General features: G+C 72.0%; 11 protein-coding genes. 3 read left to right on the forward strand and 8 right to left on the reverse strand.

The window, feature by feature from the left end; translation table 11 throughout:
• Nucleotides 1-91: 91 nt before the first annotated feature.
• Nucleotides 92-1,603, forward strand: a complete 1,512-nt coding sequence (gene dgt / locus AB0B55_RS21950; RefSeq protein ID WP_357119931.1) for a dGTP triphosphohydrolase — start codon at nt 92-94, stop codon at nt 1,601-1,603.
• Between the two features lie 60 nt (nt 1,604-1,663).
• Here dgt and AB0B55_RS21955 read toward each other — a convergent pair whose 3' ends face one another.
• The 7 genes from AB0B55_RS21955 to AB0B55_RS21985 form a co-directional block, all read right to left on the reverse strand.
• Nucleotides 1,664-2,809 (reverse strand): MBL fold metallo-hydrolase, encoded by a 1,146-nt coding sequence (locus AB0B55_RS21955; protein WP_357119928.1) that lies wholly within the window; start codon nt 2,807-2,809, stop codon nt 1,664-1,666.
• A 112-nt stretch (nt 2,810-2,921) separates the two neighbouring features.
• Entirely contained in the window at nt 2,922-3,923 is a 1,002-nt protein-coding gene (locus tag AB0B55_RS21960; protein ID WP_357173347.1) for a serine hydrolase, read from the reverse strand.
• A gap of 108 nt (nt 3,924-4,031) precedes the next feature.
• Nucleotides 4,032-4,994: an SDR family NAD(P)-dependent oxidoreductase gene (locus tag AB0B55_RS21965; RefSeq protein WP_357119923.1), complete on the reverse strand. Its 963-nt coding sequence runs from the start codon at nt 4,992-4,994 to the stop codon at nt 4,032-4,034.
• The gene (locus tag AB0B55_RS21970; RefSeq protein WP_357119920.1) at nt 4,991-6,175 is read right to left on the reverse strand and encodes a zinc-dependent alcohol dehydrogenase; all 1,185 of its coding nucleotides are present in this window, start codon (nt 6,173-6,175) and stop codon (nt 4,991-4,993) included. The genes AB0B55_RS21965 and AB0B55_RS21970 overlap by 4 nt, the downstream gene beginning before the upstream one ends.
• A gap of 321 nt (nt 6,176-6,496) precedes the next feature.
• Nucleotides 6,497-7,258 (reverse strand): succinate dehydrogenase/fumarate reductase iron-sulfur subunit, encoded by a 762-nt coding sequence (locus AB0B55_RS21975; protein ID WP_357119917.1) that lies wholly within the window; start codon nt 7,256-7,258, stop codon nt 6,497-6,499.
• On the reverse strand, nt 7,255-9,192 hold the full coding sequence (locus AB0B55_RS21980; protein WP_357173350.1) for a fumarate reductase/succinate dehydrogenase flavoprotein subunit: 1,938 nt from the start codon (nt 9,190-9,192) through the stop codon (nt 7,255-7,257). The genes AB0B55_RS21975 and AB0B55_RS21980 overlap by 4 nt, the downstream gene beginning before the upstream one ends.
• Before the next feature lies 1 nt (nt 9,193).
• Complete coding sequence (locus tag AB0B55_RS21985; RefSeq protein WP_357119912.1) at nt 9,194-9,877, reverse strand: succinate dehydrogenase cytochrome b subunit; 684 nt, start codon at nt 9,875-9,877, stop codon at nt 9,194-9,196.
• 83 nt (nt 9,878-9,960) lie between these two features.
• Between AB0B55_RS21985 and AB0B55_RS21990 the strand changes: the two genes are divergently transcribed.
• Complete coding sequence (locus AB0B55_RS21990) at nt 9,961-10,893, forward strand: LysR family transcriptional regulator (RefSeq protein ID WP_357119909.1); 933 nt, start codon at nt 9,961-9,963, stop codon at nt 10,891-10,893.
• A 52-nt stretch (nt 10,894-10,945) separates the two neighbouring features.
• Here the strand turns inward: AB0B55_RS21990 and hrpA are convergent, their stop codons facing one another.
• Entirely contained in the window at nt 10,946-14,998 is a 4,053-nt protein-coding gene (hrpA, locus tag AB0B55_RS21995; protein WP_357173354.1) for an ATP-dependent RNA helicase HrpA, read from the reverse strand.
• Between the two features lie 119 nt (nt 14,999-15,117).
• Here hrpA and AB0B55_RS22000 point away from each other — a divergent pair, with 119 nt between their 5' ends.
• Nucleotides 15,118-15,486, forward strand: coding sequence for a cytidine deaminase (locus AB0B55_RS22000; protein WP_357173357.1), 369 nt, complete (start codon nt 15,118-15,120; stop codon nt 15,484-15,486).
• The last annotated feature ends 4 nt before the right edge of the window (nt 15,487-15,490 follow it).

The following is a 15,490-nucleotide window of genomic DNA, read 5'->3' on the forward strand; positions in this document are numbered from 1 at the left end:
CCCCCCCGCGTCACCGCGCCGTCCTGCCTCCGCGCCCGGGCCGGGTCGATCCCTCGACCGCCCCGGCCGGGCCTGCGCTAGCGTGGCGATCATGGAATCACCTGCGGAGCCGCGCGCCCGACGGCTCTTCGGCGGCAGCGCCCGGGCCCTCGGCGACCTCACGGCCAACCCGTTCCGTGCCGACCGGGACCGGATCGTCGGGTCGCCGTTCTTCGCCCGGCTCGGCGGGGTCACCCAGGTGATCAGCCCGGTCGGCTCCGGGCTGCTGGTGCACAACCGGCTCACCCACAGCCTCAAGGTCGCCCAGGTGGCCCGGGCCATCGCCGAGCGGTTGACGGCCGACGGCAGGTGGCGTGACCTGCTGGACAAGCTCGGCGGCTGTGACCCCGACGTGGTGGAGGCCGCCGCGCTCGCGCACGACCTCGGCCACCCGCCGTTCGGCCACCTGGGGGAGCGGGTGCTCGACCGGCTGGCCCGCCAGCGTCTCGGCCTCGCCGACGGCTTCGAGGGCAACGCGCAGTCGTACCGGATCGTCACGAGCACCGAGATCCGGGGCGCCGCCACCACCGGGTTGGACCTGACCGCCGCCGTCCGCGCGGCGATGCTGAAGTACCCGTGGACCCGGCTGGACTACCCCGACCCGCACCCGCGCCTGCTGGACCCGCCGCCGCGGGGCGCCACCCCGCCGCCGGACGACCCGGAGAGCGGCTCGTTGAAGTTCGGGGCGTACCGCACCGAGCTGGACGACCTGCGGCAGGCCCGGGAGCCGTTCGTCGGCCGCATTCCGGACTGGCAGCAGACCGTCGAGGCGTCCGTCATGGACACCGCCGACGACATCGCGTACGCCATCCACGACGTGGAGGACTTCTACCGGGTCGGGGTGCTCCAGCAGGGCGCGGTGTCCGCCGAGCTGATGGCCTGGCAGCGCGAGAGCGGGCACTTCCGGGCGATCACCGACGCGGCGCTGGCCACCTCCGCCCGACGACCCGGCGCGGCCATCGAGCGGCTGCGCCGGCAACTGCACCGCAAGGACGCCTGGGTCGCGGACGACGACGCGTTCGCCGCCGCCGTCGAGCATGTCCGCGAGGAGTTGGTGGACGGGCTGCTCGCGATGCCGTTCGACGGTTCGATCGAGGCGGAGCAGTACGTGGCGCGGTTCTCCGCCCGCTGGTCCACCCGCTTCGTCGAGGCCGTCACCGTGACCGACCAGCCGTCGGTGCGCTCCGGGCACGTGCTGCTCGGCTGCGCGCAGTGGCACGAGGTGCAGGTGCTCAAGTTCGTCCACCACCGGTTCGTGCTGGCCCGCCCCGACCTGGCCCTGCACCAGCGTGGTCAGGCCCGACTGCTGGGCACCCTGGTGGAGGCGCTGTGGGAGTGGCTGCTCGACCCGGAGGAGGAGTCCCGCCTACCTCGCCGGCTGCACGACCTGGTCGAGTTGGCCGAGGCCGAGCTGCACCCGCGTACGCCGCACCGGATCGGCCGCGCCCGGGGACGCGCGATCGTGGACTTCGTCGCGCAGCTCACCGACGGCCAGGCGGTCGCCATGCTGGACGCGCTCTCCGGTCGCTCCGGCGCGCTCTGGACCGACGCCTTCGTGCTCTGAGATGTAAGGAAGGGCACCTTGTTATACGCCAGGCGTTAACAAGGTGCCCTTCCTTACATCTCAGGCGACGGACTGCCACCAGCCGTCGACCGCCGGTGGGTCGTCGACGACCACCCGCTCGCCGGGGCGGGGTACGGCGAGCCGCACGTCCCGGGCCTTCGCCTCGGCCCACAGTCGGTTCACCGGCTCCGACCAGTCGTGCAGGGCCAGGTTGAACGTCGCCCAGTGCACCGGGATGAACAGCCCGCCGCGCAGGTCGAGGTGGGCGTCGACCGCCTCCTCGGGGAACATGTGGATGGTCGGCCAGGCCCGGTCGTACGCGCCGATCTGCATCAGCGTGACGTCGAAGGGCCCGTGCTCGGCGCCGATCGCCGCGTACCCGGCGAAGTAGCCGGAGTCACCGGTGTAGAAGACCTTGCGTCGTGCCCCGGCCACCACCCAGGAGCTCCAGAGCGTGCCGTCGCGGCGCAGCCCGCGGCCGGAGAAGTGCTGGGCGGCGGTGGCGGTGATCTTCAACCCGTCGACCCGGTGCGACTCGGACCAGTCCAGCTCGATGATCCGCTCGGCGGGCACCCCCCAGCGATCCAGGTGGGCGCCCACCCCGAGCGGCACCACGAACGGCGCCGACTGCCCGGCGACCAGCGCCCGCACGGTGGGCATGTCCAGGTGGTCGTAGTGGTCGTGGGAGATCAGGATGGCGTCGAGCGGAGGCAGCTCGTCGATGCCCACCGGCGGCTCGTGCAGCCGACGCGGGCCGACCGCGCCGGACGGCGAGCAGCGGTCACTCCACACCGGGTCGAGCAGGACCCGCCGCCCCTCGATCTCGATCAGCGCCGAGGCATGGCCGTACCAGACGATGTTCAGCTCGTCGGCGGTGTCGGCGGCCGGCGACGCGCCGGGCCGCAGCAGCGGCACGGGCGCGGTGGGGCGGCGCTTCTGCTTGCCGAAGATCAGTTCCCGGACCAGGTTCCGACCCGGTTCGGCGGCGACCATCGTGCGGACGTCGGCCTGGTTGTGGAACGTGCCGTCGCGGAACTGCGGCGAGCGGGCCGCCCGCTCGGCCCGGGCCCCGGCGAGTCGCCCGCCCAGTGCCGCCGGGACGTCCCGTGCCATCCAGGCCAGGCCGGCCAGCGCGGCCAGTCCCGCCGTCGCCCGCATCCGTCGCCCGAGCGACCTCTGCCCGTCCGTGCGTTCCGTTGGCGTCATCGCCGTCCCTCCGCCGTGTCCCGCACTACACGGTAGTTCCCCCGTGCGGCTTCCGCCCCGGCGGTCGCCCGCACCGGGCCGGTCGTCCCCGACGACCGGCCCGGCAGCGGAGTCAGCCGCCGTTGCTGGGCCGCTGGAAGGTCGTCCGGTACGCGGTGCCCGCGCCCCCGAGGCGGTCCACCGCGGCGAGGACCTTCGGACCCATGGCGGCGCGCGCCCGCACCGCCGGATGGGTCGCACCGAAGTTGTCCGGGTCGGCCTGCCCGTCGGCGAACAGCGCGTAGGTGAGCACCGCAGCGCCGGACCGGTCGAAGATCACGCCGGCCTCGTGCCGGGCGTCGGCGAACCAGCCGGCCTTCGTGGCGATGCGGGCCCGATCGTCGGAGGACATGGTGCGACGGATCCCGTCGGTGAAGGCCACCGGGGAGCGCAGCAGCCCGAGCAGGTGCGCCGTCGAGGCCGGCGAGAGCAGCGTGCCGGCGACCAGGGCCCGCAGCAGGTCGTGCGTCTCCCGGGGAGTGCTGGTGCCGAGGAAGAACCGATTCGGGTTGGCGACCGGCTCGACCTGGGTGTTCGGGAAGCCCTTGGCGACCAGGATCGAGTTGATCTCGGCGGCCGGGGCGACCAGACCGCACAGTCGTACGGCGGTGTCGTCCGAGACGGTCAGCAGGTTCGCCAGCACGTGTCCCAGCGTCACGCTGCTCGGGTACGCGCCGTCCCGGCTGAAGATGCCGTCCCCACCCGGCACCACGATCGTCTCGGTCACCTCGACCCGCTGGTCCAGCGTCAGCAGCCCGCGGTCGACCTTGTCCAACACCGCCGTGGCCACCGCGATCTTGTTGACGCTGTACGCCTCGATCGTCCGGTCCTCGTCCGCCGCCACCGCGACGACCGGCGTGCCCGCCGGGTCGGCCACGCTGACGTAGGCCTGCCAGTTGCCGCCGGCCTCGGCGCTGTGACGCCCGAAGACCGTGGCGACCCGCCGGGCCGCCTGCGCGGGGTTGGTGGGTGTCGCCTCGGCGGCGCTGGCCGGAGTGGTCGCGGCGAGCACCGTACCGGCGGTGGCCACCGTACCCAGTCCGAGGGCGGTCCTGCGGTTCAGTCGGATGGTCAATCGTCTCTCCCGTCGTGGGGCGCCGGAGCGCCTGCCGGCCCCCCACGCTAGGCGAGTTGATCTATTCATAATGCCCCCGGAGAGAGTCCCGAACAGTCCCGAACAGTCTTACCCGGGCCGTCGGCGCAGCGCGGCGCCGATCGCGCCGGCCGCCGTCCCACGGAGCTGTGCCGCCGGCCCGGACACGGCCCGGGCGAGCTGCCGCAGGTCGGGCAGGTGACCGCCACGGACCGCCTCGCCGGCCGGGTTCGGGGCGAAGACCGAGCCGTCGTGCGCCGCGACCGGCCGGCCACTGAGGCCCGCGAGCCGCATCAACGGGCCGACGAGGACGTCGTAGACGCCGGGCAGCAGCGTGAAGCCGGCTCGCAGCAGCACGTTCAGCCGCCCCACCGACACCTCCCGACGCGGACTGTCCACACAGTCGACGATGGCCCGGGCCACCCGCTGCGGCCCGGCGACCGGCGGTGGAGGGCGGCCGACGCGACCCAGGTAGTTGGCCGCCTGCTGGTAGACGGGTGTGTCCACACTGCCCGGGTTGACCAGGCACAGCCGGATTCCCGGGCTGTCCCGCAGCTCCTGCTGGAGCGTCCGGGCCAGCCCCTGCAAACCCCACTTGCTGGTCACGTACGCGCTCATGTAGGGGGCGGTGATGTGCCCGAGCACCGACCCGGTGAGGATCAACGTCCCGGCGCCGGTGGCCCGGAAGTGCCGCAGCGCCACCCGGGCCGCGCCGGCGGCGGCCAGCAGGTCCGTCCGCACCACGTGGTCGAACACCCGCTCCGGCAGCTCGTCGAAGCGCCCGTAGGCCATCACCGCCGCGGTGTGCACCCAGACGTCGATGCGGCCGAACCGTTCGATCGCCGCCTGCGCCAGCGCGTCCAGCGCGCCCGCCTCGGTGACGTCGGTCGCCACGGTCAGCACCTCGACGTCCGCGCACTCCTCGCGTACCTCGGCGAGGGTCTGCGGCGCACGGGCCGCGAGGACCAGGCGGTCGCCGCGCTCGGCGAACGCCCGCGCCGTCGCCCGACCGATCCCGCTGGTCGCGCCCGCGACCACCACGACCCGACTCATGGAGCGAGCACGACCTTGATGCAGCCGTCCTCCTTCTGCTGGAACATCTCGTACGCGCGCGGCGCGTCGCTCAGCGGCAGCCGGTGGGTACGCAGATCCTCCACGCCCAGCGGGTCGTCGTCGCCGGAGAGCAGCGGCATGATCTCGTCGACCCAGCGGCGAACGTGACACTGCCCCATCCGCAGCTGGACACCCCGGTCGAACATCTCCATCATCGGCATCGGGTCGGCCTCGCCGCCGTAGACGCCGGAGATCGAGACGGTGCCGCCGCGCCGGACCGCCTTGAGCGCGGCGTGCAGGACGGCGAGCCGGTCGATGGCGACCCGGTCCGTCATCGTCTGGGCGAGCTTGTCCGGCAGCAGGCCGACGGCCGCGTGGGCGAGCTTGCCGACCGGCGAGCCGTGCGCCTCCATGCCGACCGCGTCGATGACCGCGTCCGGGCCACGCCCGTCGACCAGGTCGATCAACGCGCCCGGTACGTCGGACAGCTCGCGTACGTCGAGCACCTCGATGCCGTGCCGGCGGGCCAGCTCCAGCCGCTCGGGCACCAGGTCCAGCCCGATGACCCGCCCCGCGCCGAGGTGGCGGCCGATCCGGGCGCAGAACTGGCCGACCGGGCCCAGCCCGAAGACGGCGAGCGTGCCGCCGGGCGGGGTGTCCGCGTACTTCACCGCCTGCCAGGCGGTGGGCAGGATGTCGGAGAGGTAGAGGTAGCGCTCGTCCGCGCCGGTCTGCGGGATCTTGATCGGCCCGAAGTGGGCCTGGGGAACGCGCAGGTACTCGGCCTGGCCGCCGGGCACCGACCCGTAGAGGGACGTGTAGCCGAACAGCGCCGCGCCCTTGCCCTCGCTGGTCACCTGGGTCGTCTCGCACTGGGCGTAGAGCTGGCGTCGGCACATCCAGCAGTCGCCGCAGGAGATGTTGAACGGCACCACCACCCGGTCGCCGGGCTTCAGGCCGGTCACCTCCGGGCCGACCTCCTCGACGATGCCCATCGGCTCGTGTCCCAGGATGTCCCCGGGCTTCAGGTACGGCCCCAGCACCTCGTACAGGTGCAGATCCGAGCCGCAGATCGCCGTCGATGTGATCTTGACGATCGCGTCGGTCGGCTCCTCGATCCGGGGGTCGGGTACCTCCTCGACCCGTACGTCCCGCTTGCCCTGCCAGGTCAACGCCTTCATGTCCGGTTGCCCTCCCTCGGTCCTGTCTGACTGCTACCCCGGGAGAGGGGGTTGAACCGGCTTGCCGAGGGGTGTGCCTGCTTGCCGGCTCGCCGAGCCCGTCGTGGTGCCGTGATCGACTCGGGTTCCAGGAAGTCGCGGTGTGGTGGGCGCCCGGACCAGCCGACTTCCGGTATGCCGAGTTGATCTTCCCCGGGCCAGTCGCGGACCGGGCCGGGCCAGTCGCGGGCCGGGCCGGACTAGCGCGTTCGGTGGACGCCCTCAACGCCGGACCGCCGCGCCCGACGATCGGGGGCGCAGCGGTCCGGGTGGCGGGGAGGCTCAGGAGCCGGGGGTGTTGCCGCCCTTGGTGGTGGCCGACAGGTAGTCGCGGTTGAGCCGGCCGATGGTGTTCAGCGGGATGCCCTTCGGGCAGGCCACCGTGCACTCACCGGCGTTGGTGCAGCCGCCGAAGCCGGCCTCGTCGTGCGCGTCGACCATGCCGATCACCCGGGTGTAGCGCTCCGGCTGGCCTTGGGGCAGCAGCGAGAGCTGGGTGAGCTTGGCGGCGGTGAAGAGCATGCCGGAGCCGTTCGGGCAGGCCGCCACGCACGCGCCGCAGCCGATGCAGGCCGCCGACTCGAAGGCGGCGTCCGCGTTGGCCTTGGCGACCGGGGTGGAGTGCGCCTCGGGCGCGCTGCCGGTCGGCGCGGTGATGTAGCCGCCGGCGGCGATGATCTTGTCGAAGGCGCTCCGGTTGACCACCAGGTCCTTGACGACCGGGAAGGCGCTGGCCCGCCACGGCTCGATGTCGATCGTGTCGCCGTCCTTGAACTGCCGCATGTGCAGCTGGCACGCCGTGGTGCCGCGCTGCGGCCCGTGCGCGTCGCCGTTGATCATGAGGCCGCACATGCCGCAGATGCCCTCGCGGCAGTCGTGGTCGAACGCCACCGGGTCCTCGCCGGAGAGGATCAGCCGCTCGTTGAGCACGTCGAGCATCTCCAGGAACGACATGTCCGGGGACACGTCGTCGACCGGGTAGGTCACCATCCGACCCTTGTCCTCAGGGCCCTTCTGGCGCCAGATGCGCAGGGTCAGGTTCACTTGTAACTCCGCTGCGTGGGGTGGACGTATTCGAACTTCAGGTCTTCCTTGTGCAGCACCGAGGGCTCACCGGTGGCGGTGAACTCCCAGGCCGCCACGTACGCGAACTTCTCGTCGTCGCGCTGCGCCTCCCCGTCGGGGGTCTGGTGCTCAGCCCGGAAGTGACCGCCGCAGGACTCCTCGCGGTGCAGGGCGTCGATGCACATCAGCTCGGCCAGCTCGAAGAAGTCGGCCACCCGGCCGGCCTTCTCCAGCGACTGGTTCAGCTCCTCACCGGTGCCGGACACCTTGACCCGCTGCCAGAACTGCTCGCGCAGGTCGCGGATCTCGCCGATCGCCTTGCGCAGTCCGGCCTCGGAGCGCTCCATGCCGCAGTGCTCCCACATGATCTGGCCCAGCTCCCGGTGGAACGAGTCCACGGTCCGGTCGCCGTCGACCGCCAGCAGCCGCTGGATCCGGTCCTCGACATCGGTACGCGCCTCGACCGCCGCCGGGTGGCTGGCGTCGACCTTCTCGAGGGGCCCCGAGGCCAGGTAGTTGGCGATGGTGGTGGGCAGCACGAAGTAGCCGTCGGCGAGGCCCTGCATCAGCGCCGAGGCGCCGAGGCGGTTCGCGCCGTGGTCGGAGAAGTTCGCCTCGCCGATCACGAACAGGCCCGGGATGCTGGACTGGAGGTCGTAGTCGACCCAGAGCCCGCCCATCGTGTAGTGCACGGCGGGGTAGATCCGCATCGGCACCTCGTACGGGTCCTCGCCGGTGATCCGCTCGTACATCTCGAAGAGGTTGCCGTACTTGGCCTCGATGGCCTTGCGGCCCAACCGGTCGATCGCGTCGCCGAAGTCGAGGTAGACGCCGAGCTTGGTCGGACCGACGCCGCGGCCCTCGTCGCAGACGTTCTTGGTGGCGCGGGAGGCGATGTCGCGGGGGACCAGGTTGCCGAAGGACGGGTAGATCCGCTCCAGGTAGTAGTCCCGCTCGTCCTCGGGGATGTCCTTCGGGCTGCGGTCGTCGCCCTTGCGCTTGGGCACCCACACCCGGCCGTCGTTGCGCAGCGACTCGCTCATCAGGGTCAGCTTCGACTGGTGGTCGCCGGAGACTGGGATGCAGGTCGGGTGGATCTGCGTGTAGCAGGGGTTGGCGAAGTACGCCCCCTTGCGGTGCGCCCGCCAGGTGGCGGTGACGTTGCAGCCCTTGGCGTTGGTGGAGAGGTAGAAGACGTTGCCGTAACCGCCGGAGGCGAGCACGACGGCGTCGGCCATCTCGGTGGTGATCTCGCCGGTGACCAGGTCCCGGACCACGATGCCGCGGGCCTTGCCGTCGACGATGACCAGCTCCAGCATCTCGTGCCGGGCGTTCATCTCCACGTTGCCGAGGCCGATCTGCCGCTCCAGGGCCTGGTACGCGCCGAGCAGCAGCTGCTGGCCCGTCTGGCCCCGGGCGTAGAAGGTGCGCTGCACCTGCGCGCCGCCGAAGGAGCGGGTGTCCAGCAGGCCGCCGTACTCGCGGGCGAACGGCACGCCCTGGGCGACGCACTGGTCGATGATGTTGACCGAGACCTCGGCGAGCCGGTGCACGTTCGACTCCCGGGAGCGGAAGTCGCCGCCCTTGACGGTGTCGTAGAACAGCCGGTGCACGGAGTCGCCGTCGTTGCGGTAGTTCTTCGCGGCGTTGATGCCGCCCTGCGCCGCGATGGAGTGGGCCCGGCGCGGGCTGTCCTGGTAGCAGTAGGACTTGACGTGGTAGCCCTGCTCGGCCAGCGTCGCCGCGGCGGAGCCGCCGGCCAGGCCGGTGCCGACCACGATCACCGTCATCTTGCGGCGGTTGGCCGGGTTGACCAGCTTGGCCTCGAAGCGCCGCGTCTCCCAGCGCTTCTCGACCGGGCCGGCGGGCGCCTTCGTGTCGGCGATCGGGTCGCCCTCGGTGAAGAGTTCCATGTCAGGACACCAATCCGGTGAGTACGGCGAACGGGACCACCAGGTATCCGGCGCAGAGCGCCACGGCGAAGACCAGCGCGGCGGCGCGCGCCCGGCGCTCGCCCCGGGGCGTCTGCTGCCCGAGGCTGCGGAACGCGCTGAAGGCGCCGTGGCGCAGGTGGAAGCCGAGCGTGACGATCGCCAGGGTGTAGAAGAGGGTGACGTACCAGCGCTCCGGCGCGAAGTCGGCGACGACGTTGCCGTACGGCTTGCCCTCGGTCCCGACCGGGTTGAGCGTGCCGGTGGTCAGGTCCAGCAGGTGGTAGATCACGAAGAGCAGGATGATCACGCCACCCCAGCGCATGGTGCGCGCCGCGTAGCTGCCCCGGACCTTCTTGCGGTGGGCGTACTTCACCGGGCGGGCGGCGCGGGCGCGCAGCGCCAGCACGGTGGCGGCCACGATGTGGGCGACGACGGCGACCGTGAGGACGGTGCGCAGGATCCACAGGAACCAGACACCGGGCAGCAGTGGCTTGCCGATGTCGCGCAGCCAGTGCGCGTAGTGGTCGAACGAGGTCTCCCCCGTGAACACCTTCAGGTTCCCGAGCATGTGCGCGATCAGGAAGAGCACCAGCAGGATGCCCGTCACCGCCATGACGGCCTTGAGGCCGACGTTCGAGCGGATGGGCGACCGAGTTTTCGTCATTACCACGGGATCGACGCTAGGAGCACTTTGATCAGTCGTCCAATGCATCGAACTCGCAGCGTTGATAGCCATAAGCTATGTAGATGCAGCTCCATCAGCTCCGGTACTTCGTCGCGGTGGCCGAAGTACGACATTTCACCCAAGCCGCCGACATCGTTGGCATAACCCAGCCTTCGTTGAGTAAGCAAATTCACGCCCTCGAGACCGACCTCGGGGCCCCGCTGTTCGAGCGGGTAAGGGGCAACATCGCCCTCACCGCGGCCGGGGAGGTGCTCCTGCCGTTGGCGACCCGGATCCTCGCCGACGTGGAGACCGCGACCCGGGAGGTGCAGGAGCTGGTCGGCCTGCGCCGAGGGCGCGTACGCCTGGGCGCGACCCCGAGCCTGGCCACCTCGCTCGCCCCGCCGGTGCTGCGCCGGTTCCGCGACGCGCACCCCACCGTCGACCTCCGCGTCGAGGAGAGCGGTTCCCAGGACCTCGTCCGTGACCTGCTGCGCGGCGACCTGGACCTGGCGCTGATCATCATGCCGTCGCAGGGCGCCGACCCGGGCCTGCGCGTCGACCCGATCCTGCGCGAGAGCCTGGTGGTGGCCTCGGTGGACGAGGTGCCGACGGGCTCGGGGACGGGCGAGCTGCGCATCACCGACCTGCGTGACCAGCCGATGGTGATGTTCCGGGAGGGCTACGACCTGCGTGACGCCACCATCGCGGCGTGTCGGGAGGCGGGCTTCGAGCCCACGTTCGCGGTGGACGGCGGCGAGATGGACGCCGTCCTCAGCTTCGTCGAGGCGGGACTCGGCATCGCGCTGGTGCCGGGGATCGTGCTGGCCCGCCGGCCCGGGGTGCGCGGCACGCCGCTGGCGTCTCCCGGGGTGACGCGGACCATCGCGGTGGCCCGTCGCCGTGACGTGGTGCCGACGCACGCCGGCCGCGAGCTGCGGCGGATCCTGCTCGACTACGTCCAGTCCGCGATCGACCGGGGCGAGCTGCCGCCGGGTGTCGAGCCGCTGGGCTGACCCGGCCGGGGCCGCCGCCGCGAAGGGGCCGGCGGCGGCCGGGCCGGCGGGCTCAGCGGCCCTCGGCGTCGTCCATCGCGCGGTAGATCCGCTGCTCCGAGACGGGGTACGGGGTGCCCAGCGCCTGGGCGAACACGTTCACCCGCAACTCCTCGATCATCCAGCGGATCTGCCGGACAGCCGCCTCCTGCCGGCGCGCGGGCGGCAGAGCGGCGAGCAGGTCGTCGTACTCCTTGCGCACCGCCGCGATCCGGTCCTGCTGTTGGCGGTCGCGCTGCGGGTTGCCGCCGAGCCGGTCCAGCCGACGTTCGATGGCGGTGAGGTAGCGCAGCAAATCGGGCAGGCGGGCGTACCCGGTCTCGGTGATGAAGCCGGCGTGCACCAGCCCGGCGAGCTGCTTGCGGATGTCGGCCAGCGCCGCCACCACGGCCAGGTTGCGGGTCGCGCCGAGCCGCTGCTCGACCGCGTACGCGGCGGCGAGCACCTTGCGGACCCGGTCCATCACCTCGACGACGGTGTCGACCAGGTCGGCGCGGACCTTCTCGCGCAGGGCGGTGAAGCCCTCGGCGTCCCACGCCGGACCACCGGCGGCGTCGATCAGCCGGTCGATGGCCGCGCCGGCCGCGTCCTCGATCAGCTCCTGCACGCCGCCGTGCGGGTTGCGGCTCAACGCCAGCTTCGCCTCGTTGCTCAACCGACCCTGCAGGAACCGGGCCGGGGACGGCACGGTGAGCCGCAGCAGCCGGCGGGTGCCGGCCCAGTGCGCGGCCTCCGCCTCGGCGGGGGAGTCGAACACCTTCACCCCGACCGTCGTGCCCTCGTCGACCAGGGCCGGGTACGCGGTCACCGCGTAGCCGGCGCGGACCTGCTCGATGGTCCGGGGCAGCGTGCCGAGGCTCCACTCGCGCAGGCCGGTCCGGGCGACCTCCGGCGCGGCGGCCGCCACGACCTGGCGTACCTCCTGGCGCAGTTGACGTTGCAGGGCCGGCAGGTCCTTGCCCTCGGCGACCGGCTTGTCGTCGTCGCCGAGCACCCGGAACGTCACCCGCAGGTGGTCGGGGAGCTTGCCGGGCTCCCAGGCGTCGCGGGGCACGGTGACACCGGTCATCCGGCGCAGCTCACGGGTGAGCGCGTCCAGCAGCGACGTCTCGCCGGGGGTGATCGCCGCGAGGGCGGCGCGGGCGTAGTCCGGCACCGGCACGAAGTTGCGCCGGATCGCCTTGGGCAGCGAGCGGATCAGCGCGATCACCGTCTCCTCGCGCAGCCCCGGCACCTGCCAGTCGAAGCTCTCCGCCGGCACCTGGTTCAGCAGCGGCAGCGGGATGTCCACGGTGACGCCGTCGGTCGCCGTGCCCGGCTCGAACCGGTAGGTCAGCGGCAGGGTCACCCCCTGGGTCTGCCACTCGTCGGGGTAGTCGCTCTCGTCGACACCGCCGCGACCGTCGTTGACCAGCAGGTCGCGGGTGAAGGTCAGCAGATCGGGACGCTCGTGGCGGGTCTTCTTCCACCAGGTGTCGAAGTGCCGGCCGGAGACGACGTCGGCGGGGATCCGCTGGTCGTAGAAGCCGAAGATGGTCTCGTCGTCGACCAGGATGTCCCGGCGGCGGGCCCGGCTCTCCAACTCCTCGATCTCGCCCAGCAGTCGCTTGTTGTCGGCCCAGAACCGGTGGTGGGTCTGCCAGTCGCCCTCGACGAGCGCGTGCCGGATGAACAGCTCCCGGCTCAACGTCGGGTCGATCCGCCCGAAGTTGACCTTGCGGGAGGCGACCAGCGGCATGCCGTACAGGGTGACCTTCTCGTAGGCCATCACCGCGGCCTGCTTCTTCTCCCAGTGCGGCTCGCTGTAGCTGCGCTTGACCAGGTGCTGCGCCAGCGGCTCGACCCACTCCGGCTCGACCCGCCCGGCGATGCGCCCCCACAGCCGGGACGTCTCCACCAACTCGGCGGCCATCACCCAGCGCGGCGGCTTCCTGAACAGCGCCGAGCCGGGGAACAGCGCGAACTTCGCGCCCCGCGCCCCCAGGTACTCGTGTTTCTGGGCGTCCTTGAGGCCGATGTGCGACAGCAGGCCGGGCAGCAGCGACTGGTGCACCTTCGGGGTGTCGATCTCCTCCGGCAGGTCCGCGCCGCCCCGGCGGCCCGCGCCCCGGCCGGCGTCCGCCTCGGCCGGGGTGTCCCGCGCCGCCCGCCCGCCGCGCCGGTCGTTCTCGGCGGGGGTACGCAGCACCTGGCGCAACTGGCTGACGATGTCCTGCCACTCGCGGATCCGCAGGTAGTTCAGGTACTCCGCCTTGCACATCCGGCGGAACGCGCTGGACGACAGCTCCCGCTGCTGCTCACGCAGGTACCGCCACAGGTTCAGGTACGCCACGAAGTCGGACTCTTTGTCGGCGAACCGGGCGTGTGCCTGGTCGGCCTGGGCCTGCTTCTCGGCCGGGCGCTCGCGGGGGTCCTGAATGGAGAGCGCGGCGGCGATCACCAGGATCTCGGTGGCACAGCCGTTGCGCTCGCCCTCGACCACCATCCGGGCCAGCCGCGGGTCGACCGGGAGCTGGGCGAGCCGGCGGCCCAGCGCGGTGAGCCGCTTCGCCGGGTCGGTCTCGGTCGGGTCCAACGCGCCCAGCTCGTGCAGCAGGTTGACGCCGTCGGTGATGTTGCGCTTGTCCGGCGGGTCGATGAACGGAAACGCGGCCAGGTCGCCCAGCCCGATCGCGGTCATCTGGAGGATGACCGACGCCAGGTTGGTGCGCAGGATCTCCGGGTCGGTGAACTCGGGGCGGGACAGGAAGTCCTGCTCGTCGTAGAGGCGGATGCAGATACCGTCCGACGTCCGACCGCAGCGGCCCTTGCGCTGGTTGGCCGACGCCTGCGAGACGGGCTCGATCGGCAGCCGCTGCACCTTGAGCCGGCTGGAGTAACGGGAGATGCGGGCGGTGCCCGGGTCCACCACGTACTTGATTCCCGGCACGGTCAGCGAGGTCTCCGCGACGTTGGTGGCGAGCACCACGCGTCGTGAGCTGTGCGCGGCGAAGACGCGGTGCTGCTCGGCGGCGGAGAGCCGGGCGTACAGCGGCAGGATCTCGGTGCCCAGCAGGGACCGCTTCTTCTGCACCAGCTTGCCCAGCGCGTCGGCGGTGTCGCGGATCTCCCGTTCGCCGCTGAGGAAGACCAGGATGTCGCCCGGACCCTCGGCGGCCAGCTCCTCGACGGCGTCGCCGATCGCCTGGATCTGGTCGCGGACGTTCTCCTCGTCGGCGTCGCCCTCCTCGTCGCTCTCGGCGACCTCGACCAGCGGCCGGTAGCGGACCTCCACAGGATAGGTGCGTCCGGAGACCTCGACGACCGGCGCCGGACTGCCCTGGGCGTCGGCGAAATGCTTGGCGAAGCGGTCGGTCTCGATGGTCGCCGAGGTGATGATCACCTTGAGGTCGGGCCGGCGGGGCAGCAGTTCGCGCAGGTAGCCGAGGATGAAGTCGATGTTGAGGCTGCGCTCGTGCGCCTCGTCGATGATCAACGTGTCGTACTGGCGCAGCATCCGGTCGGTCTGCAACTCGGCCAGCAGGATGCCGTCGGTCATCAGCTTGACCAGACTGCGGTCGCTGACCTGGTCGGTGAAGCGCACCTTGTAGCCGACCACGTCGCCCAGCTCGGTACCCAGCTCGTCGGCGATCCGGTCGGCCACCGTCCGGGCGGCCAGCCGCCGGGGCTGGGTGTGCCCGATCAGGCCGTTGATGCCGCGCCCCAGCTCCAGACAGATCTTCGGCAGCTGGGTCGTCTTACCGGAGCCGGTCTCGCCGGCCACGATCACCACCTGGTGATCGCGGATGGCGGCGGCGATGTCGTCCTTGCGCTCGCTGACCGGCAACCCCACGGGGTACGCGATCGTCGGCACCGCCGCCCGCCGGTCGGCCAGCCGCTGCTCGGCCCGCGCCAGCTCGGCGGTGATCTCGGTCAGGGCCGCCTCCCGGCGCTGCGGGTCGCGCAGCTTGCGGGCGCCGTCCAGGCGTCGCTGGAGCCGGCGCTGGTCGCGGAACATCAGGGGACTGAGGCGGCGGTGCAGGTCGCGGACGGGATCGGTCGCGGCGGAGGAGGCTGGATTCTGCATGTCGTGCCCAAGGATAGGCAGCCCGGCGGCGGACCGCCCCTGGGTTACCGCGCGTGGGTGCTTCGGCGCGGGGACGGCGGTCTACAGTTGCGGCCGACGTCGAGCGCTGGGGGGCCGGGATGGAGCTGCGGGACACCGATCGAGCGCTGGTGCAGGCCGCCACGGCGGTCGCCAAACTTCGGTGCCGCAGCCGCCACCACACCGGCGCGTCGGCCGCCCGTACCGCCGACGGGCGGGTGTTCTCCGGGGTGAACCTGCACCACGACAGCGGGGACACCTGCGGGGAGTTGGTCGTCATCGGCACCGCCGCCACGCAGGGCGTGACCGAGCTGGAGACCATCGTCTCGGTCGCCGACCGGGGTCGTACGGTCGTCGGGCCCTGCGACAGGTGCCGGCCGGTGCTCAGCGCGTACTTCCCGGCGCTGCGGGTCATCGTGGGCGAGCCGGACGACCTGCGGGTGCTGCCGATCGCGGACCTGCCCGGCTGACCGC

This window comes from Micromonospora sp. NPDC049107 (assembly GCF_040648595.1).
Classification (GTDB): domain Bacteria; phylum Actinomycetota; class Actinomycetes; order Mycobacteriales; family Micromonosporaceae; genus Micromonospora.